Origin of the sequence: Mycobacterium barrassiae (genome assembly GCF_025822765.1) — a bacterium.
GTDB lineage: Bacteria > Actinomycetota > Actinomycetes > Mycobacteriales > Mycobacteriaceae > Mycobacterium > Mycobacterium barrassiae.
In genome coordinates this window covers 85,017-105,185 of sequence record NZ_JACKUK010000029.1, presented here as the reverse complement: position 1 = coordinate 105,185, position 20,169 = coordinate 85,017, and the positions used below count along the sequence as shown (strand labels likewise).

General features: G+C 67.6%; 16 protein-coding genes. 7 read left to right on the top strand and 9 right to left on the bottom strand.

From position 1 onward, the window contains the following. Nucleotides 1-20: 20 nt before the first annotated feature. Entirely contained in the window at nucleotides 21-1,217 is a 1,197-nt protein-coding gene (pgfA, locus tag H7J93_RS20155; protein WP_267308080.1) for a cell envelope lipid trafficking protein PgfA, read from the bottom strand. Between the two features lie 93 nt (nucleotides 1,218-1,310). On the opposite strand from pgfA, the gene H7J93_RS20150 reads away from it, so the two are divergent. Further along, nucleotides 1,311-2,558, top strand: a complete 1,248-nt coding sequence (locus H7J93_RS20150) for an acyltransferase family protein (RefSeq protein ID WP_372507967.1) — start codon at nucleotides 1,311-1,313, stop codon at nucleotides 2,556-2,558. Here H7J93_RS20150 and H7J93_RS20145 read toward each other — a convergent pair. Genes H7J93_RS20145 through H7J93_RS20130 form a run of 4 tightly spaced genes read right to left on the bottom strand, consistent with a single transcriptional unit; the run spans nucleotide 2,555 to nucleotide 9,442 of the window. Then, nucleotides 2,555-4,027 (bottom strand): AMP-binding protein, encoded by a 1,473-nt coding sequence (locus H7J93_RS20145; protein WP_267308079.1) that lies wholly within the window; start codon nucleotides 4,025-4,027, stop codon nucleotides 2,555-2,557. The genes H7J93_RS20150 and H7J93_RS20145 overlap by 4 nt on opposite strands. A gap of 1 nt (nucleotide 4,028) precedes the next feature. Beyond that, complete coding sequence (locus tag H7J93_RS20140; RefSeq protein ID WP_267308078.1) at nucleotides 4,029-5,000, bottom strand: phosphotriesterase family protein; 972 nt, start codon at nucleotides 4,998-5,000, stop codon at nucleotides 4,029-4,031. Between the two features lie 10 nt (nucleotides 5,001-5,010). Continuing rightward, nucleotides 5,011-9,249, bottom strand: a complete 4,239-nt coding sequence (locus tag H7J93_RS20135; protein WP_267308335.1) for an alpha-(1->3)-arabinofuranosyltransferase — start codon at nucleotides 9,247-9,249, stop codon at nucleotides 5,011-5,013. A gap of 19 nt (nucleotides 9,250-9,268) precedes the next feature. Beyond that, the gene (locus H7J93_RS20130; protein WP_066810839.1) at nucleotides 9,269-9,442 is read right to left on the bottom strand and encodes a DUF2613 domain-containing protein; all 174 of its coding nucleotides are present in this window, start codon (nucleotides 9,440-9,442) and stop codon (nucleotides 9,269-9,271) included. Between the two features lie 28 nt (nucleotides 9,443-9,470). On the opposite strand from H7J93_RS20130, the gene H7J93_RS20125 reads away from it, so the two are divergent. Genes H7J93_RS20125 through H7J93_RS20115 form a run of 3 tightly spaced genes read left to right on the top strand, consistent with a single transcriptional unit; the run spans nucleotide 9,471 to nucleotide 11,624 of the window. Then, nucleotides 9,471-9,764 carry a hypothetical protein gene (locus H7J93_RS20125; RefSeq protein ID WP_267308077.1) on the top strand — a complete coding sequence of 98 codons (294 nt, stop codon included), beginning with the start codon at nucleotides 9,471-9,473 and terminating at the stop codon, nucleotides 9,762-9,764. Between the two features lie 11 nt (nucleotides 9,765-9,775). Then, nucleotides 9,776-10,951, top strand: a complete 1,176-nt coding sequence (locus H7J93_RS20120) for a glycoside hydrolase family 3 N-terminal domain-containing protein (protein ID WP_267308076.1) — start codon at nucleotides 9,776-9,778, stop codon at nucleotides 10,949-10,951. A 52-nt stretch (nucleotides 10,952-11,003) separates the two neighbouring features. Continuing rightward, on the top strand, nucleotides 11,004-11,624 hold the full coding sequence (locus tag H7J93_RS20115; RefSeq protein ID WP_267308075.1) for a TetR/AcrR family transcriptional regulator: 621 nt from the start codon (nucleotides 11,004-11,006) through the stop codon (nucleotides 11,622-11,624). Here H7J93_RS20115 and H7J93_RS20110 read toward each other — a convergent pair. Then, the gene (locus tag H7J93_RS20110) at nucleotides 11,621-12,463 is read right to left on the bottom strand and encodes a MaoC/PaaZ C-terminal domain-containing protein (protein ID WP_267308074.1); all 843 of its coding nucleotides are present in this window, start codon (nucleotides 12,461-12,463) and stop codon (nucleotides 11,621-11,623) included. The two genes, H7J93_RS20115 and H7J93_RS20110, sit on opposite strands and share 4 nt — an antisense overlap. Before the next feature lies 1 nt (nucleotide 12,464). Next, entirely contained in the window at nucleotides 12,465-13,820 is a 1,356-nt protein-coding gene (locus H7J93_RS20105) for a 3-oxoacyl-ACP reductase (RefSeq protein ID WP_267308073.1), read from the bottom strand. A gap of 38 nt (nucleotides 13,821-13,858) precedes the next feature. On the opposite strand from H7J93_RS20105, the gene H7J93_RS20100 reads away from it, so the two are divergent. Continuing rightward, a complete protein-coding gene (locus H7J93_RS20100) occupies nucleotides 13,859-15,166 on the top strand; it encodes an acetyl-CoA C-acetyltransferase (RefSeq protein WP_267308072.1) in 1,308 nt (435 codons plus the stop codon). Between the two features lie 213 nt (nucleotides 15,167-15,379). On the opposite strand, the gene H7J93_RS20095 is transcribed toward H7J93_RS20100, so the two are convergent. Beyond that, entirely contained in the window at nucleotides 15,380-16,501 is a 1,122-nt protein-coding gene (locus H7J93_RS20095) for a TDT family transporter (protein WP_267308071.1), read from the bottom strand. A gap of 73 nt (nucleotides 16,502-16,574) precedes the next feature. Here H7J93_RS20095 and H7J93_RS20090 point away from each other — a divergent pair, with 73 nt between their 5' ends. Continuing rightward, nucleotides 16,575-17,498 (top strand): TIGR03564 family F420-dependent LLM class oxidoreductase, encoded by a 924-nt coding sequence (locus tag H7J93_RS20090; RefSeq protein WP_267308070.1) that lies wholly within the window; start codon nucleotides 16,575-16,577, stop codon nucleotides 17,496-17,498. Nucleotides 17,499-17,698: 200 nt separating this feature from the next. Beyond that, complete coding sequence (locus H7J93_RS29470; protein WP_267308069.1) at nucleotides 17,699-18,127, top strand: DUF2510 domain-containing protein; 429 nt, start codon at nucleotides 17,699-17,701, stop codon at nucleotides 18,125-18,127. A 136-nt stretch (nucleotides 18,128-18,263) separates the two neighbouring features. Here H7J93_RS29470 and H7J93_RS20080 read toward each other — a convergent pair whose 3' ends face one another. Beyond that, nucleotides 18,264-20,099: an acyl-CoA dehydrogenase gene (locus H7J93_RS20080; RefSeq protein WP_267308068.1), complete on the bottom strand. Its 1,836-nt coding sequence runs from the start codon at nucleotides 20,097-20,099 to the stop codon at nucleotides 18,264-18,266. Between the last annotated feature and the right edge of the window lie 70 nt (nucleotides 20,100-20,169).

Below are 20,169 nucleotides of genomic sequence, written 5' to 3'. Positions count from 1 at the left end.
GGGCGCTGTGAACCGCGCGATCAGACCGGTCTGTCCGGGGGCAGATCGGTCGGTTTCTGCGCGGGCAGCTTCTCGGTCTTGGCTTCGGCTCCCGGCACCTTCATCCCCTGGGTGTCGAAGAAGCTGTGGTCGGCCTCGTCGAGTCCCGGATCGATGAGCGCGGACTCCGCGCGTAGGGCGAACGACCCCAGCAGCGCGCCGCCGACAAGGGACACCAGACCGAGGGCGGTGAAGGAGATCGGCAGGATGCGGCCCCACAGACCCACGCGATCGCGTTCATCTCTGGCGCTGGCGACCTGGGTTTCGACCGTCTCCTCGTTGAAGGCGACCTTGAAGTCGACGAAGGTCACCTCGGGCTTCAGCGGCTCCCGCGCGTAGTAGTGATAGCCGTGTTCTTCCCGCTTGACGATGGTGCCGGAGACCGGATCCACCCAGAACGTGCGCTGCGCGGCGTAGTAGCGCGCCATCGTGATGCGCTCTTCGGGCTCGCCGGGAACACCCCACATCGCCGCGGTCGCACTGACCTCGCTGTCGGCGTCGTCGTCGAACAGTGACGAGTACTTCACCGGCTCGACCAGCTTGCCGTCGGAGTCATAGCCGACGTTCTGGCTGAATCGGTAGGTGGTCAGGCCGTTGACGTCGTCCTCGCCGTCGTAGTTGGCGTCGAACGCCTTCTGCGCGATCGGATCGAAGACGGGATAGGTCCGCTTCTCGGTGTCGAACGGGAAGCGGTAGGTCAGGCCGTCGTGCGGCAGCGCAATGTTGGTGGGCGGCTGGTCGTCCTCGATTGCGCGCGGCTTCTGGACCGCACCACCGGGATTGCTCTCACTGGACACCGCCTCGGCCGTCTGGCGGTTGACCGTGACGGTGTCGACCAAGGCGAGCAACAGCCCCTCGTCCTTCTGCTTGTCGGTGCGGCGCAGCGTGCTGCCGACCTGAAGGGTCACCACATCGGCGTTCGACGGCGCCTCCACCGAGATCTGCTCCTGCTGCACCAGCGGCACGTCGCGGTCGACGACGAACTTCTCACGGTTGAGCGATCCGGGGTCGAACGCTGTGCCGGTGCCGTCGCTGACCAGCGTCATATCAAGGTTCAGCGGGATCTTCGCGATCTTGGAATGGGTGTAGGTGGACAGCAACAGGGCCGCGATCAACAAACCAGCACCCAGCCCCATGATTCCGCAAGCCGCAATGCGGAGCGCCACTGCGCGGTTCAAACCGTGCCTCCTTCACCTGCGGTGGTCCCGCAAACCCGTTCGACCCTAACAGCACAAGTTAAGGGTCGATGCTTACTCCGAGCCCATCTGGCCATGGCCGCCCGAGTACCCGTATTCAGCACCTTTCGCTCCGCCCGGCACACTGATGTCGTGACGGAATCCAGCGCCGCGACGGACAGCGCCGAAAGCGCCGTCGGCGGAACGCGTGGCTTCCTGCCCGCCGTCGAGGGAATGCGCGCCTGCGCGGCGGTCGGCGTCGTCGTCACCCACGTGGCTTTTCAGACCGGCCATACCGGCGGGATCACGGGTCGTTTCTTCGGCAGGTTCGATCTCGCGGTCGCCGTGTTCTTCGCGCTGTCGGGCTTCCTGCTGTGGCGCGGTCACGCCGCTGCGGCCCGCGGTATGCGGCCCATCCCGCCGACGGGTCACTACCTGCGGTCCCGGATCGTGCGCATCATGCCCGGCTATCTGGTCGCGGTCATCGTCATTCTGTCGCTGCTGCCGGAGGCCAAAGCCGACCTCACCGTGTGGCTGGCCAACCTGACGCTGACCCAGATCTATGTGCCGCTGACGCTGACGGCCGGCCTCACCCAGATGTGGAGCCTGTCGGTCGAGGTCGCGTTCTATCTCGCGCTGCCGTTTCTTGCGCTGCTGGTGCGGCGGGTGCCGGTGCGCGCGCGGATACCGGTGATCGCGGCGGTGGGGCTGGTCAGCTTCGCGTGGGCGCTCATTCCGTTCGATGCCCCCTTCGGCGTCAATCCCCTGAACTGGCCGCCTGCGTTCTTCTCCTGGTTCGCCGCCGGGATGCTGCTCGCCGAGTTGACGGTCATGCCGGTGAGGTGGCCGCACCGGTTGGCACGGCGGCGGGTGCTGATGGCGGGGATCGCGGTCGTGGCGTTCGCGATCGCGGCCTCACCGTTGGCCGGACCGGAGGGACTGACGCCGGGGACGGTCAGCCAGTTCACGGTGAAGATCGCGATGGGGGCCGTGGTCGCCGGGGCGCTGCTCGCCCCGCTGGTGCTGGACCGGCCCGACACCCCGCACCGCCTGTTGGGCAGCGCGACGATGGTGACGCTGGGTCGATGGTCCTACGGATTGTTCGTCTGGCACCTCGCGGCGCTGGCCATGGTGTTCCCGGTGATCGGCGAGTTCGCGTTCAACGGGCACATGCCCGTCGTTCTGGTGCTGACCGTGGTGTTCGGGTTCGCGATAGCGGCGGTCAGCTACGCGTTGATCGAGTCACCCTGTCGAAACGCCCTGCGACGCTGGGAGAGGCGCCACGACCCTGAGCCGTTGGACAGCTCGGTCACCGACGAGCCCGAACCCGCGGTCGCGCGTTAGCCCGACTGCGCCGCTCGCCGCTTGATGACCTCGTCGCGAACCGCGCTCCTCCGCGCCTTCCCCGCATCGTCGCGCAGCGGCGTATCGCTGAACTCCACGCTGCGCGGGATCTTGTAGGAGGCGAGACGGTCGGTCAGAAACTCGATCACCGCGGCCTCGTCGAGCCCGTCTGCCTGCACGATGGCGTGCGGGACCTGACCGAGATCCTCGTGTGGCACGCCAACCACCAAGCAGGACAGCACATTCGGGTGCGCCGACAGCGCCGACTCGATCTCGGCGGGGTAGACGTTGCGGCCGCCGACGGTGAACATGTCCACGCGGCGATCGTTGAGGTACAGGAAGCCGTCCTCGTCGAAGTACCCCAGATCGCCCAGCGAGTCCCAGCCGTCGCGCTGTTTCGCGGTAGCGCCGACGTACCGGTACGTTGGACCGCTGCCCGGTGGTGGACGCATGTAGATCTCTCCGCTCACGCCCGGCGGGCATTCGTTGCCGTCGTCGTCGAGCACCTTCATCTCGCCTGCGACCACCACGCCGACCGAACCCGGATGCGTCAGCCACTGTTCGCCGGAGATGAACGTCAGTGCCTGTAATTCGGTGCCGCCGTACAGTTCCCAGACCGCGTCGGGTCCGAGGATGTCGATCCACGCCCGCTTGACCGCGGGCGGACAGTGCGCCGCCACATGCCACAACCGCCGGATCGAGGACAGGTCGTAGTTCTCCGGCGCCGCCCGGTACGCCGGCAGCAGGCGTTGCATCACCGTCGGAACCGTCGTCAGGAACGTGACCCGGTATTCGGTGACCAGGCGCAGGAACTCGTGCGGGTCGAACCGCGGCATCACCACGAGGTGATGACCCTGCACGAGCCCGATCGCCATCGTGGTGAAACCCGTGTTGTGGGTGAGCGGTACCGACAGCAGGTTGACGTCACCGTCCATCGAACCCATCGCGTAGCCGGCCAACGGTGAGAAGCGGCTGTCGATACCGGCCTCGATGAGTTTGGGTCGCCCGGTGCTGCCACCGGAGGCCATTGCCTTGAACACGGGCGACACGACCTCTGGAAGCGCCTCGTCGGACAATTCCGTGTCCGGCGTGAAATCGGCTGCCACGCTGGGCGATACCCCGGTGGGGTCGTCGCGTCCGACGATGAGCTTCGGTGGCCGCAGCTCCAGTAGCGCGGTCAACTCCGCATCGGGCATCCGCGCCGAGAGCGGCTGGGGAATCCCGCCCACCTTCCAGATGGCCAACACGGCCTGGATGAACTCAATGGAGTTGGGCAGCACCGTGACGACGTAATCGCCCTGCCCGACCCCCAGTTCGGCATACGCCCGCGCGAGCCGGTTGGTCGACTTGTCGAGCTCGCTGCGCGTGAGCGTGCGGCCTTCGCATGTGACGGCCGGCGCGTCGGGGTCCGCTTCGGCGAGGCGGGAGAGCTGGGTGGGGATGGGTGGGACCTGTGCCGGGTCGGTCATCTCAGTAGGCGCCCTGAGCCTCGAAGATCTTGCGGGGGTTGTCGACGAGCATCGTGGTGAGCTGCTCGTCGGTGACCCCGCGCGCCTTCAGGGCCGGGATGACGTCGTTGTGGATGTGCAGGTAGTTCCAGTTCGGCATCATCACCGACACGATGTCCTCGGGCAGCCAGTCCATCAGACACGACGCGTCGTGGGAGAGCACCATCTTGTCGGCGTGGCCGCGCTCGCACATCTGCGCGACGGTGTTGACCCGATCTTCGAAGCCGAGGAAGACATCGACGCCGAACCGGTCCATGCCGATGAACGACCCCGCGCTGATGAGCTCCTCCAGATAGCCGAGGTCGGTGGTGTCACCGGAGTGCCCGATGACCACCCTGCTCAGATCCACGCCCTCCTCGGCGAAGATCGCCTGCTGCTCCAGACCGCGGCGCGTCGCTGCGTGGGTGTGTGTCGAGATCGGCACGCCAGTGCGCCGGTGTGCCTGTGCGACCGCCCGCAACACCCGCTCGACGCCCGGCGTCACCCCGGGTTCGTCGGTGGCGCATTTGAGGATCGCCGCCTTGATGTCGGTACCCGCGATGCCTTTTTCGATGTCGTTGACGAACATGTCGACCATCGGCTCGCCGAGCGGCGTCTCGGGCCCGCTGAAGTGGAAGTACATCGGCACGTCGTTGTAGGTGTAGACGCCCGTGGCCACCACGATGTTGATGTCGGTCTGCGCCGCGATCTTCGCGATGCGCGGAATATAGCGACCGAGCCCGATGACGGTGAGGTCCACGATGGTGTCGACGCCGCGCGATTTGAGTTCGTTGAGCCGCGTGACCGCATCGGCCTGGCGCTGGGCTTCGTCGCCCCAGACCTCGGGGTAGTTGGCATGGATTTCGGGGGACAGCACGAACACGTGCTCGTGCATCAACGTGACCCCAAGGTCGGTCGTGGCGATCTGTCCTCGGGCGGTATTCAGCTGCGGCACAGAGCCGATGCTAGAGGTCGGCGGAGCCCGGGGGTGTGAAACGACGACGATCGGCAGGCACGACGGAGGCGGCCAGCATCGCCACCGAAATCAGAGCAAGCAACTGCACCCCCACGGAGTGACCGACGTAGCCGTCGACCGATCGCCATGGGTTCTGGCTGAGCACGGCTCCCGCCAGGATCAGCCCCCCGGCAGTTGTCGTGACCGTGACGGCGTCGCAAAGTCTTTCACGGTTGCGCAACAGATGCCGCACACCGAGGGCGATGCCGACGACGATGACGCCCGCCACCCCCGAGATCGCCCCGCCGACCACGAGGACCGCCGCGCCCACCGTCCACCGGCCGGGCCGCCAGACACGTGCGGGCTCGTCCGGCTGGTCACGGCGGCGCGTAGGCCAGAAGGCCAGCAGTGCGAGCAGCGGCAGCAGAGCGAGGCCGCCGATCAACCCGGCGCGATAGAGCGCGTTGGATTCGAAGGTGAGCGTGACGGGCCCTCCGGTGCCCGGCGGCAGCACCCAACCCTGCTGCCAGCCGTTGACGGTGACCGGTGCCAGCCGGGAGCCGTCGGCCCGGTGCGCAATCCAGCCGGGGTTGATGCTCTCGGGAACCACCAGCACCCGCGACGTCTCCGACGGTGCGACCGTCACCTCTCGGTGGTCGGCACTCCACGTGTCGATCTGCGCGGGAACCGTTGCCGCCGAACGTATCCGGTTGGCCAGCGGGCCGTCGAGTTGAACCCCGTCGGTGATGAACGCCGCACCGGGGCTGATCAGCAACTCCTGCTGGCCGGCGGGCAGCCGGATCGGTCCCGTTTGGCACGGCTGCGCGGCGACGGGCTCGCCGTCGAGCAGGGCCCCGACCGTCGTGGTCAGCGATGTCTGGACGAACTGGCCGGCGACACCGATGATCGGGCCACGCCCACAGGGCAATTCGATCGACCGGTCACGGTTGCGCGCTGCGTCGGCCGCGCCGATCGGGGTGCCACGGGGGTCGAGGGCTGTCACCTCGGCGAGGCCGGGTGGCTTCAGCTGGTCGAACCCGAGCGCGGTGCGGTCGATGATGTCGTCCCAGTCCAGGATCGAGACCTTCACCGTGTCGGTGACGCGGGGTTTGACGTCGAATGTCTGCGGTCCGGCGTCGGCGGCCAGTCGACGTACCTGAGGTCCGTCGCCGAGGTCGATGGCCACCAACGTCGGATGTGCGGGCAGTTCAGACGAACTGGGTGTTAGCTGTACGGCGGCCACCTCGCGGCGGGTCGGCAGCGTCAGGGTCAGGGTGGGTGGCGTCTTGTGTTGGACGACGCCCTGCCGCGCGGTCCACGCCGTGTTCGGGTCGCCGTCGGCGCCGGCGTAGGCCGAGCCGAGAACGTCGATCGGGTCCGCGTCTCCGGTGGCGATCACAGTGCCGGGCTCGCGGATGAGGTCGGCCAGATTGGGGCCCTGGCGAGGACGCACCCAGACCGTCGGCGTCACCTCCATGGCTGCGGGCACGGTCAGCGTCCGGCTCAGGTTCACCGGCTCTTCGGCCGACAAGGCCATGGTCGCGGCGCAACGTATGCCGTTCGGGCTCTGCGCACAGCCGGACCTGCCCAACAGGTCAGATCCCAGATCCCATTGCGCCACAGCAGTATTCGGAGGTGGTCCCGGTACGTCCACGGTATGGCGCAGGTTGACGGGGTGCGCGAAGCCGTTGGCGTCGTACTGGGTGACGGCGAAATCGGTGATGCCGAACTGAACACCGGGGGATCCATCCTCGGTGGCCGCCGCGGTGATCCGCACCCACGGCGATTCCCCGTACGGCAGCGCGATGGTCAGTGGCTCACCCGGCTCTTCGACGCGCATTGTGCTGGTGCCGTTGACAGTCGACACCTCGATGCGACGGACCTGTGCGCCGACCGCCGTCGCGCTCGGGGTGATCGTGATCGTGGCGTTGGTGACGGGATGGTCGAAGTCGACCTGCAGCCACTGGCCGACGGCGGCCTGCAACGCGTTGGACACCCAACTCGTCGACGAGTCGGCGTCGATGGCGGCGGCCGGTCCGGTCGCGGGCGCCACATTGGGGAGCGCGGTCGAGTCCGCCGCCGAACTCGACACCGAAATGCGCCCGCCGGACCACTGGCCGTAGACGGTTTCGGCGCCCGGACTCGGATAGTCCATGACGCGGTTGAACGTGTGCCGCGGATCGTCGGGTGCCCGGATCGCCGACGAGTGGTCGTCGACGCGGCCGTAGTCGGTCTCCCGTGCCAAGGGCGTGTCGGTCACGACGACACCCGTTCCTGGCGGCATGGCCAGACCGGCGCGCTGTGCGTCGGCCGTCAGCATCATCGGCCCCAGCGGCGGCTGGCCGAGCAGGCGGCGCCGTTCGTCGAGGCGCAGCAGGACCTCTGGTGCGCCGTCGACGCGGGCCATCGCGTCGGCGTCGACGAGGTAGGGCGTCACCGGAATCCCGGGCGCGGTGGGGCTGACCCGGTAGATCTCCACGGCGGGATAGCGCGGTCGCAGACCACTGTCGGTGATGAATCCGGCCAGCGTGCCGGGACCGACCGGATCGCCGAACTCGGCGACCCGCTCCAGGCCGGGTGAGTTGTCGATGGCGCGGTGCACCAGCAGCGGCCTAGCCGACCTCGAGGTCTCGGGATCCAGGTCGTTGCGCACCACCACGTACGAGATCCCTTGCCGGGCCAGGGTATCGGCCAACCCAGCAGAGGGGCGGCCCGCCGCGAAGAGGCGCTGGACCGAGTCGAGGGCCCGGATGGTTTCCGGCGGGTTCAGGGGAATCGAGTCCCGCACCCCCCACGCGCTCTCGCCCAGCACTTGCAGGGGCTCGTCGTGGCTGTTGCCCCACACCTGGGTGGCGAACGGGGCGCCCGGCGCCACCAGCACGCGCCCGGAGTCGTTGTGTTCGTCGAGCCAGGCGGCGGTGTCGTGCCAGTACTGCGGGATCGCATCGAATGTTCCGGGCGGGGTGAGTCGGCCGGTCCAGGCCAGTGAGGTGGCCGCCGTCAGTGCGACGAGGGCGACGACGCCGACGGCCACCCGCTTATCGCGTTCGGGGTGAGCGAATGCGTCCCGCCACACCGCGCGCGGGGCGCTGCCCGGTAGCGGGATGCGGCCCAGCAGGTGCGCCAGCCCCAGGACGATCGGCAGCCGCAGCAGCGGTTCGAGTTTGTGAATGTTGCGCAGCGGCGTGCCGTCTGCGTCGAGGAACGCTTGAACATGAAGGGCCACAGGCGATCCCAGGCCACCCGAATAGCCGAGGGCCAGCACTGTGACACCGACGAGCAGGATCGTGATGAGCCGTCCGCGCGCGGGCATCGACCGCAAGGCCAGACCCGCCAGACCCGCCGCGGCCACCAGTGTCGTCGCAAGCACCGCGACCGATCCGGTCACCAATGAGGCGCCCGCCGTGGCGTTCGGCGCGACGAACGGTGTCCAGGCGTCGGTGCCGCGCAGCATCTCGGTCAGCGACATCCACCGCGTGGTCACGCCCGACGATTCGATGAAGTCCAGGAACGGCGGGCTGATCCGGCCCAGCAGCACGAGGGCGACCACCCACCACGACACCGCCAGCACGATGCACAGCGCCCACCACGCGGTGAAGCGCCACCACAACCTGTTGGGTCGGTGGCACACCAGCCAGATGGCCGCCACCAGACACGCGGTCAGCGTCGCGACGGCGTTGACCGCCCCCATCAGCGCGACGGCCACCGCCGACCGCGCGGCGAGCACCCGCACACTGCCCGTACCCCGCAGGGCGATGATCATCGGCAGCAGCACCCACGGCGCAAGCATCATCGGCAGCGTCTCCGACGAGATCGCCCCGATGGTGGTCAGCACCCGCGGCGACAACGCGAACGCCACCGCGCCGATCACCCGGGAGGTGGTGCTGCCGATCCCCAGCGCCTCCGCAACGCGCAGGACGCCCCAGAAGCCGACCACCAGCAGCAGCGCCCACCACAGCCGTTGCGTCACCCAGCCGGGTAGTCCCAGCACGTCGCCGGCGAGGAAGAAGGTGCCGTGCGGAAACAGATAGCCGTAGGCCTGGTTCTGCGCCTGCCCGAACGGCAACTCGCTGTTCCACAGGTTGAAGGCGCGAGCGAGAAACCGCAGCGGGTTGGCGGTCAGGTCGAGCTTGGTATCGGGGGAGATCTGTCCGGGTGACTGGGCGAACGTCAGGACCAGCGCCGCCACAGCGACCACCCACAGCCAGCGCCGTGCGAGCGGCGGGGTGTCGTTGACGGCGGCGGGCAGGAGCGGGTAGGCCCGGGATTTAACTTCTGTCGCCGTACTCAACCCGATTGAGCACCGATGACGCCGGATCGCCCGCCTGCAGCGGAGGCTTGTTGTCCTGCTGCACCATCAGCGTCACTCCGAATACGGCCGCCGCGCCCAGCAGCAGGCCCACAACGATGCTGGCCGCAGCGGGCACGAGAAACCGATCCATTCGGCCAAAGTAGCAGACAATATTGCTCGTGCCCGCCGCCGAGCGCGTCTTCTGGCGCTCCGACACCGCCACCGTGTGGGTGGGCTACGCCGAGCGCGGTGAGCTGGTGTTCGCAGGTTGGGACCGGGTGCACCTCGACGGGTACGAGTATCAGATCACCGTCGCGGCCGATCAGTTCGACAAGATCCGTGCGGCGCTGTCCGCCGAACCGACCGCTGACGTGCTTGACCTGGTCTGCGCCCACGTCGAGGTGATCATGGCGCCGGGGGAGCGGAGCTGGCTTGCCGACCGTGGGATCGAATACGACTTCGTTTCCTACTAGTGTCGAGGCCCATGGCTTCCAAAGGCTCGGGGCTGCGCGCGGTATGCGCTGCCGCAGCACTGTCCGCCCTGGTGTCTGCCTGCTCGATGGCCGAACCGGAGCCCTTGACCCCCACGATGGCGGCAACCACCGCGCGGCAGGCTCCCGTGATCATCCCGCCGCCCGCGTGCGGCGACGGCCCGGCCCTGCTGTCGCAGCTGTCGACCCGCGACAAACTGGCGCAGCTGCTGATGGTCGGGGTGCACAATGCGGCCGATGCCCGCGCTGTCGTCGAGGCGCAGCACGTCGGCGGAATCATGATCGGCAGCTGGACCGACCTGTCGATGCTGTCGGACGGCTCGCTGATCGACATCGCGAACGCCGCGGCCCCGCTGCCCCTGGCGGTCAGCGTCGACGAGGAGGGCGGTCGGGTCTCGCGGCTGTCCTCGATCATCGGCACCCAGCCTCCGGCGCGGGTACTGGCGCAGACGCAGACGCCCGAGCAGGTGTACGCGATCGCGCTGCAACGCGGCCAGGCGATGCGCAGCAAGGGCATCACGATCGACTTCGCACCGGTGGTCGACGTCTCCGACGCCCCCGACGACACGGTGATCGGGGACCGGTCCTTCGGCTCCGACCCCGCCGTGGTCACCGACTTTGCCGGCGCCTATGCGCGCGGGCTTCGCGACGCCGGGCTGTTGCCGGTGCTCAAGCACTTCCCCGGACACGGCAACGGCTCGGGTGACTCGCACACCGGCAGCGTCACCGCCCCGCCGATCGCGGACCTGCAGAACACCGACCTGATTCCGTACCGGACGCTGACCACGCAACCGCCCGTCGGGGTGATGCTCGGCCACATGCAGGTGCCCGGTCTCACCGGCAACGAACCGGCCAGTCTCAGCCCGAGCGCCTACGGGCTGCTGCGCTCCGGCGGCTACGGCGGTCCGCCCTTCAACGGCCCCGTCTTCACCGATGACCTGTCGTCGATGCAGGCGATCTCCGATCGCCTGGGCGTCCCCGACGCGGCGTTGCGCGGGCTGCAGGCCGGCGCGGACACGGCGCTGTGGGTCACCACCGCTGAAGTGCCCGCGGTGCTGGACCGGTTGGAAGCAGCGGTCGCCGCGGGCGAACTGTCGATGCCGCAGGTGGACGCCTCGGTGCTGCGGATGGCCGCGGTCAAGGGGCCGCATCCGCGCTGCGGGGGTTAGCGGAAGACACGCTGTTGACGCCCGGCGTTCGCCCATTGCTTACTCTTGAGTAATGGCAGGTGGAACGAAGCGGCTGCCCCGCGCGGTTCGTGAGCAGCAAATGCTGGACGCCGCCGTGCAGATTTTCTCAGTGAACGGCTATCACGAGACCTCGATGGATGCCATCGCCGCCGAGGCCAAGATCTCCAAGCCGATGCTGTATCTCTACTACGGCTCCAAGGAGGAGCTGTTCGGTGCGTGCCTGGACCGTGAGCTGTCGAGGTTCGTCGAAGACGTGCGCGGCAAGATCGACTTCACGCAGAGCCCCAAAGACCTGCTACGGAACGCAGTCCTGGCGTTCCTCACCTACATCGACGCCAACCGGGCGTCGTGGATGGTTCTCTACAACCAGGCCACCAGCTCGCAGGCGTTCGCGCATACCGTGCGCGAGGGCCGGGAGCGGATCATCGATCTGGTCAGCCGGCTGCTGCGGGCGGGCACCCGTAATCCGGAGCCCGACACCGATTTCGACATGATGGCCGTCGCCCTTGTGGGTGCCGGTGAGGCCATCGCCGCGCGGGTGAGCACCGGCGACGCCGGGGTCGATGAGGCCGCCGAATTGCTGATCAACCTGTTCTGGCGGGGTCTGAAGGGCAAGCAATCCGAAAAGGACGCCGCCGTCACCGCCAGTTAGAGCGCGGTCACCGAACCTGTCAGGTGCGGGTCGCCCTTCGTCGCATGGCGCAGCGTGAGCTCCCACCCGTCGGTGACGCGATCGACGTAGAGCGCCGCGCGCGCCGGCAGCACCACCGGCTTGGCGAACCGCACCGAGTACTTCACCGCGTCGGGCAGCTGCCCCTCGATGTTCGCCAATACCGCTGCCGCGGTGAACATTCCGTGCGCGATCACCGTCGGGAAACCGAACAGCTTGGCCGCGATCGGGTTGGTGTGAATCGGATTGTGGTCTCCGCCGACCGACGCGTAGTGCCGGATCTGCCCCGGCGTGATCCGCAGCACCGCGTTCGGCGGCCCGAGCTTGGGCTGCTTCTTCGGTGGCGGCTTCGGCTCGTCGGACAGGCTGGTCTTCTGCTGGTGCAGGAACGTCGTCACCTGGTGCCAGGCCTTCTCGTTGCCGACGTTCACATCGGTGACGATGTCGACGAGCAGGCCGCGCCGGTGCTCACGCAGGTTTTCCGCGTGCACCCGAACACCAACCGTGTCCGTCGTCAGAATCGGTCGGTACTGCGTGATGTGGTTCTCGATGTGCACCGAACCCATTGCAGCGAAAGGGAAATCGAACGCGGTGACCAACGCCATCACGGTCGGGAACGTCAGCGCGAACGGGTACGTGAGCGGCACGGCGTCGCCGAATCGCAGCCCGGTCACGGCCGCGTACGCCGCGACGTTGGCGCTGTCGATCGGCAGATCGTCGACGGTCAGCGTGCGATCCGGCAGCGAGTCACCGCGAGGTACGAACGGCAGCGCACCCGCCGCCGCGCGCAGCAGGTTCTTCAGGCCCGACGGTTGCGTCACGCTAGGCTCCCAACATCGCCTGGCCGCACACCCGAATGGTGTTGCCGGTGACGGCATTCGACGCCGGGCTGGCGAAATACGCGATGGTTTCGGCGACGTCGACCGGCTGACCGCCCTGGTACAACGAGTTGAGCCGGCGGCCGATTTCACGCGTCGCCACCGGGATGGCCTCGGTCATCTTCGTTTCGATGAATCCCGGCGCGACCGCGTTGACGGTGATACCCGCATCGGCGTACGCCTCGGACAGCGCATCGGTCAGCCCGATCATGCCTGCCTTGGTGGCCGCATAGTTCGTCTGCCCGCGGTTGCCCGCGATACCAGCCATCGAGGACAGCCCGACCACTCGACCGCCCTCCCCGATGGTGCCGTTGCCCACCAGCCCCTCGGTAAGCCTGAGCGGGGCAAGGAGATTCACGGCGATCACTGAATCCCAGCGGGCCTCATCCATGTTGGCGAGCAGTTTGTCGCGAGTGATGCCGGCATTGTTGACCAGGATGTCGAGCTTCGACCCGTGGTAGTGCTCATGTAGGTGCTCGGTGATCCGGTCCACCGCATCGTCGGCCGTGACGTCGAGCGTGAGCGCCGTCGCGCCGACCTTCGCGGCGACGTTTCCGAGGTCGTCGTTGGATCCCTCGACATCGACGAGGACGAGGCTGGCGCCGTCGCGGGCGAACACCTCGGCGATGGTGGCACCGATACCGCGCGCGGCCCCGGTGACCAACGCGATCTTGCCGTCGAGCGGGCGGTCCCAGTCCGCCGGTGGCGCCGAGTCGGCCGCCCCGACCCGGAACACCTGCCCGTCGACATAGGCCGACTTGCCCGACAGCAGGAACCGCAGTGTCGACTCGAGTCCCGTCGCCGCCGGCTTTGCGTCAGCCGCCAGATACACCAGGTTGACGGTGGCGCCCCGCCGCATCTCCTTGGCAAGCGAGCGCGTGAACCCCTCGAGCGCGCGCTGCGCTATCCGTTCGGAGACGCTGCCGGTGTCCTCGGGCGTGGTACCGACGACCACGATGCGCGCCGACGGTCCCAGGTTGCGCAGCAGCGGGGTAAAGAACTTGTACAGCCCCTTGAGTGCCGCGGGCTCGGTGACGCCGGTGGCGTCGTACACCAGCCCGCCGAAGGAGTCGGCCCAGCGGCCGCCGAGGTTGTTGGAAACCACGTCGTAGTCCTCGGCCAGCGCCGTCCGAACGGGTTCCACGATGCGCCCTTCGCCGCCGATCAGCAGCGTGCCCGCCAACGGCGGTTCACCGGGACGGTAGCGGCGTAGCGTCTCGGGTTGCGGGATGCCGAGCTGCTTGGCGAGGAACGATCCGGGCGTCGAATGGACGATTTGCGAATACAGATCGGTAGCCATGGGAACGAACTTACTCCTGAGTAAGAAGGGTGGGTACTATGGGTCTCATGGCTAGCAATACCCGCCGACGGGTCGCCATTCTCGGCGGCAACCGAATTCCCTTCGCACGCTCCGACGGCGCATACGCGAACGCCTCTAACCAGGACATGTTCATCGCGGCGCTGGACGGTCTGATCGATCGCTACAACCTGGCAGGCGAGACTCTGGGCGCGGTCATCGGCGGTGCGGTGCTCAAACACAGTCGTGACTTCAACCTGATGCGCGAATGCGTGCTCGGCAGCTCACTGTCGCCCTACACGCCCGCGTTCGACATCCAGCAGGCCTGCGGCACCGGACTGCAGGCCACCATCGCCGCGGCCGACGGCATCGCGTCCGGCCGCTACGACGTTGCGGCGGCAGGAGGTGTTGATACCGCGTCGGATGCCCCTATCGCCTTCGGCGACGATCTGCGGCGCGTCCTGCTCGGACTGCGGCGCTCGAAATCCAACGTGGACCGTCTCAAGCTGGTCGGCAAGCTGCCCGCGTCGCTCGGCGTGGAGATCCCGGTGAACAGCGAACCGCGCACCGGGATGTCGATGGGTGAGCACGCCGCTGTCACCGCGAAGAAGATGGGGATCAAGCGCGTCGACCAGGACGAGCTGGCCGCCGCCAGCCACCGCAACATGGCCGCCGCCTACGATCGCGGATTCTTCGACGACCTCGTCACCGGGTTCCTCGGTGTCTACCGCGACAACAACCTGCGGGCCGACTCGTCGCCGGAGAAGCTGGCCAAGCTCAAGCCGGTGTTCGGGGTGAAGGCCGGCGACGCGACGATGACCGCGGGCAACTCGACACCGCTGACCGACGGCGCGTCGGTGGCGCTGCTGGCATCCGACGAGTGGGCGGCCGCCCACGGGATCGAGCCGCTGGCGTACTTCGTCGACGCGGAGACCGCCGCCGTGGATTACGTCAACGGTGACGACGGGCTGCTGATGGCGCCCACCTATGCGGTTCCGCGCCTGCTGGCACGAAACGGTCTGGGCCTCGGAGACTTCGACTTCTACGAGATTCACGAAGCGTTCGCATCGGTCGTCCTCGCCACGCTGGCGGCGTGGGAGTCCGAGGAGTACTGCAAGGAGCGGCTCGGCCTGGACCAGGCGCTGGGCAGCATCGACAGGAGCAAGCTCAACGTCAACGGCTCCTCGCTGGCAGCGGGTCACCCGTTCGCCGCCACCGGCGGGCGGATCGTCGCGCAGCTGGCCAAGCAACTGGCCGAGAAGAAGAAGGAAACCGGCGCTCCCGTGCGCGGTCTGATCTCGATCTGTGCGGCCGGTGGACAGGGCGTCACGGCCATTCTCGAGGCCTGACACCAATTCCGAATTGCGTGTAACGGCGCCGAGGGCACCGTCGATACACCGGATAGCTCCGTGTTGACGTCTGACCCCCCGACCCGACGTCAGCACGGGGCTCTTAACTCTGTCTCGCCCGCCTAGGAGCTGGGCGGCGGATCGCTTTCAACGAAATGCTGAGGTTTACTCGCACTCTCGCTGCATTTCGTCGGTAGCGATGAGATGAATCGCCTAGGAGCTGGGCGGCGGATCCTTTTTGGCCTTGATCGGCCCGGCGGTGGCCGGCGGAACGAACAGGCCTCCGCCGAGACTGCCCCGTGCGGTTTGGACGGCGACCAGCCCCCACGTTCCCAGCAGCCCGACGTAAGCGACCGCGGCGGCCACGCGGAATGCGGGCAGCCCGGTGTGATTCGCCAACTGCGTGGTGCCGGTGACGAAGGTGCCGACGGGAAAGGTCAGGCTCCACCACGTCAGCGCGAACGGCATGCCGCGGCGCAGCGTCCGGACGGTGAGCTCGGTCGCCAGCACGATCCACAGCAGCGCGAACCCCCACATCGGCACCCCGAACAGCACCGCGAACACATTCATGCCGCTCGCGAGATCCGGTGGCACGGCCAACGCCGCATTGGCGCCGAGCAGACCCGCGGCGGTGATGCCCTGACCGAGTGGGCCGAGCACGATCCACAGCGTGGGCACGCGGGTGGTGCCCGACGTCCCGTACAGGGCGAGCCTGCTCCAGATCATCGAGATGATGATCAACGCCGCGACGAGCGACAGGCCGAACATCGCATAACAGCCGTAGAGCATCGTCGTCCGACCGCTGCCCGGAGCCATGTGCGGGATCAGCAGCGCACCCGACGCCGCGGAGACCATCGGCGGCACCACCGGCATCAACCAGCCGCCGAACGCCGCGTCCGGTTCGACCTCGAGCTGGGTGAACATCACGAACGGGATGGTCACCGCGGTGAACAACCCGCCGATCGTGCCCGTCGTCCACAGCACCCACGCCAGGTCCACGGCGATCCGCTCGCCGATCAGATCCTTGCCGGTGAGCAGGGCTCCCGAGCCGACCGTCAACAGGGCCATCGGCGCGGCACCGTAGAAGTGCGTCATCTGCGGGTTGCGCACATGCCCGCGCGCCACGGTCGGGTGGCGGAACCACTGAATCGACACCGCGACGATCAGCAGCACCAGCAGCACCGCGGCGATCACCCAGACCACTTGCGAGAACGCATGAAGACCCCGGACCTGCACGGGCAGCGTGACACCCGCCGTGGCGACGATCCCGGTGCCCATGACCGACGCGAACCAGTTCGGGCCGAAGTGTTGCAGCCGGGCGAGTTCGGTCGTCATGCGCGCAGTATCTGTGGCCACCGCATCGCTGCAAGCGCAGGCTCGCCGCTGGAGCGGGGACTTAAATGGGGGCATGGATATCAGCCTCAGCATCGTCGGCCTGTCGCCGGACGCGCCCGCACCCGTCGACTCCCTGGTCCGCAACCTCGCCAAGCTGCGCGACGAGGGTTTCCGCAGGGTCTGGATGGCGCAGCTTCCGTACGACGCGGATCTCCCGACGCTGCTCGGCATCGCCTTCCGCGAAGTCGAGGGCATCGAGATCGGTTCCGCCGTCATCCCGATCCAGCCCCAGCACCCCATGCAGCTGGCGCAGCGCGCCCTGACGCTGAGCCTGATCAGCGGCGGCCGGTTCAAGCTCGGCATCGGCATGAGCCACCGGCTGGTGACGGAGGGAATGTGGGGTATCTCGTGGGACAGGGCGGTGCGCCAGCTGCGTGAATACCTCGACGGCCTGCAACCGCTGCTGGCCGGCCAACCGGCCGACGCCACAGGTGAGATCTGGACCGCCCGCGGCGCGCTTCAGGTGCCCGCGCCGGAGCCGGAGGTGTACGTCGCGGCGCTGGGTCCGCAGATGCTGCGACTGACGGGCAGGCGCACGGCCGGGACGCTGACGTGGATGACCGGGCCCAAGACCCTGGCCGAACACGTGGTGCCCACGTTGCGCGGCGCGGCGGAGGAGGCCGGGCGTTCCGAGTCAGCGGTGCGCGTGGCGGCCGCGCTGCCGATTGCAGTGACCGACGATGTCGACGGTCTCCGTAAGCAGGCCGCCAGGGAGTTCGAGGTGTACGGCAGCTTGCCGTCATACCGCGCGATGCTGGACCGCGAAGGCTACGCAGGGCCCGAGGACGCCGCGATCATCGGCGACGAGCAGACGGTTGCCGAGCGCCTCGACGAACTCAGCGCCGCCGGGGTCGACGAGTTCACCGGTTCGGTCTTCGATGCCGATTCTGAAGGTAGGGCCCGGACCAGGGCTTTTCTGCTGTCAAAGCAGTCCTGACAGACAAAAATTTCCCCTGGTGTGATAGCAGTCACAAGCGTACGATCGATGCCACGACGGGTTCGGGAGAGACGATTCCGAAGAGCCGGCATAAGGGTTGAAAGCCGGACGCGCGAGACCAATGAGACGCACCTAGATGTCCTCCCGAACCCGCCCTATTTTGTTCAGGGTTCGGTCAGCGCGTCGTCGATAATGTCGGCGTGCCGACGTCGAAATCCGAAACACGCCACTTCCCCGGGCCGTATGACCGTGTCTTCCGCGCCGTGTGCGACGCCGCTGTGGCCGAGGGAATGACGGTCGCTTCGGCCGATCCCGGGACGGGTCAGATCCATCTGTCCACGAGCATGTCGCTCATGTCCTGGGGCGAGAACCTCGACGTCACCCTCCGGCCCACCGCGGCTGGGGTGGAGGCGACCGTCAGCTCGTCGCTGAAGTTCGGCTTGGTCGACTGGGGTCGCAACGGCGAGAACATCAACAACCTGTTCTTTCGGATCGGCAGCTTCCTGGCCGCCCCGATGGGCGCCTGGCACCCGGACCCGTCAGGGCGCCACGAACTCCGTTGGTGGGACGGCAGCCGGTGGACCGAGCAGGTGAGCGACGGCGGACGCCAGAGTATCGCTCCGCTCTGAGCCCTTCGCGAGACTGCGCGCAGATCGCGAAATCAACGAAAATCGCGATCTGTGAACAGTTTCGACGCTCTGAATCGCAACGCAAAACGCCCCCGGGAAGAGACCGGGGGCGTTTTGGTGCGAAGCGGCAGAAGGCTTAGAAGGCCGCCTCGTCCAGTTCCATCACATCGTTGTCGAGATTCTCGATGATCGCGCGAGTGCTGGTCAGCATCGGCAGGAAGTTCTTCGCGAAGAACGAAGCAACGCCGATCTTGCCCTCGTAGAACGCGCGGTCGGCACCGCTGGCGCCCGCATCGAGCGCCTCGACGGCCACCGCGGCCTGCTTGGCGAGCAGCCAGCCGATCACCAGGTCGCCGACGCTCATCAGGAAGCGCACGGAACCGAGGCCGACCTTGTACAGCTCGGTCGGGTTCTCCTGCGCGGCCATCAGGTAGCCGGTCAGCGAGGCCGCCATGGCCTGCACGTCCTCCAGCGCGGTCGCCAGAAGTGCGCGCTCGGCCTTCAGCCGGCCGTTGCCGGACTCGTTCTTGACGAACTGCTCGATCTGCCCGGCCACGTGCGCCAGCGCCACACCCTTGTCGCGGACGATCTTGCGGAAGAAGAAGTCCTGCGCCTGGATGGCGGTGGTGCCCTCGTAGAGCGAGTCGATCTTCGCGTCGCGGATGTACTGCTCGATCGGGTAGTCCTGCAGGAAGCCGGAACCACCGAAGGTCTGCAGGCTCTCCGTCAGCTTGGCGTAGGCCTGCTCGGAGCCGACACCCTTGACGATCGGCAGCATCAGGTCGTTGACCCGCACCGCCAGCTCGGCGTCGACGTCGTGCACGGCCTTGGCCACCGCGGCGTCCTGGTAGGTCGCCGTGTAGAGGTACAGCGCGCGCAGACCCTCGGCGTATGCCTTCTGGGTCATCAGCGAACGACGCACGTCGGGGTGGTGCGTGATGGTGACGCGCGGGGCCGTCTTGTCGGTCATCTGCGTCATGTCGGCGCCCTGCACGCGCTCCTTGGCGTACTCGAGAGCGTTGAGGTAGCCGGTCGACAGGGTCGCGATGGCCTTGGTGCCCACCATCATTCGGGCCTGCTCGATGACGTCGAACATCTGCGCGATGCCGTCATGCACCTCGCCGACGAGCCAACCGACGGCGGGAACGCCGTGCTGGCCCAGCGACAGCTCGCAGGTGGCCGAAACCTTGAGGCCCATCTTGTGCTCGACGTTGGTCACGAACACGCCGTTGCGCTCGCCGATCTCACCGGTCTCGTGGTCGAAGTGGTACTTCGGCACGAAGAACAGCGACAGACCCTTGGTGCCCGGGCCAGCGCCCTCGGGGCGGGCCAGCACCAGGTGCATGATGTTCTCGAACAGGTCGTCGGAGTCACCCGACGTGATGAAGCGCTTGACGCCGTCGATGTGCCAGGTGCCGTCGGGCTGCTGCACAGCCTTGGTGCGGCCGGCGCCGACGTCGGAGCCCGCATCGGGCTCGGTCAGCACCATGGTGGCGCCCCAGCCGCGCTCGGCGGCGATGGCTGCCCACTTCTTCTGCTCGTCGGTGCCGTTCTTGTAGAAGATCTCGGCCATGCCCGCGCCCATTGCGTACATGTAGGCCGCGGGGTTGGCGCCGAGGATGTGCTCGATCAGGGCCCACTGCAGCGAGCGGGGCATCGGCATGCCGCCGAGCTCCTCGAGCACGCCTACCTTGTCCCAACCGCCCTCGAGCAGAGTGCGCATCGACTTCTTGAAGGACTCGGGCAGAGTCACGGTGTGGGTCTTGGGGTCGAACACCGGGGGATTGCGGTCGGCGTCGGCGAATGATTCGGCGACGGGGCCGGCAGCGAGCCGCGCCATCTCGCCGAGCATCTCGCGCGCGGTGTCCGCGTCGAGATCGGCGTAGTCGCCGGTACCCAGAACCTTGTCGAGTCCGAAGACCTCGAACAGGTTGAACTCCTGGTCACGAACGTTGCTCTTGTAGTGGCTCACGGTTCCTCCTCGTTGAGAGTGCCACTTGCGGTTGGGTACTTTTGGCTAAGTTACCCACCAGTAACTGGCC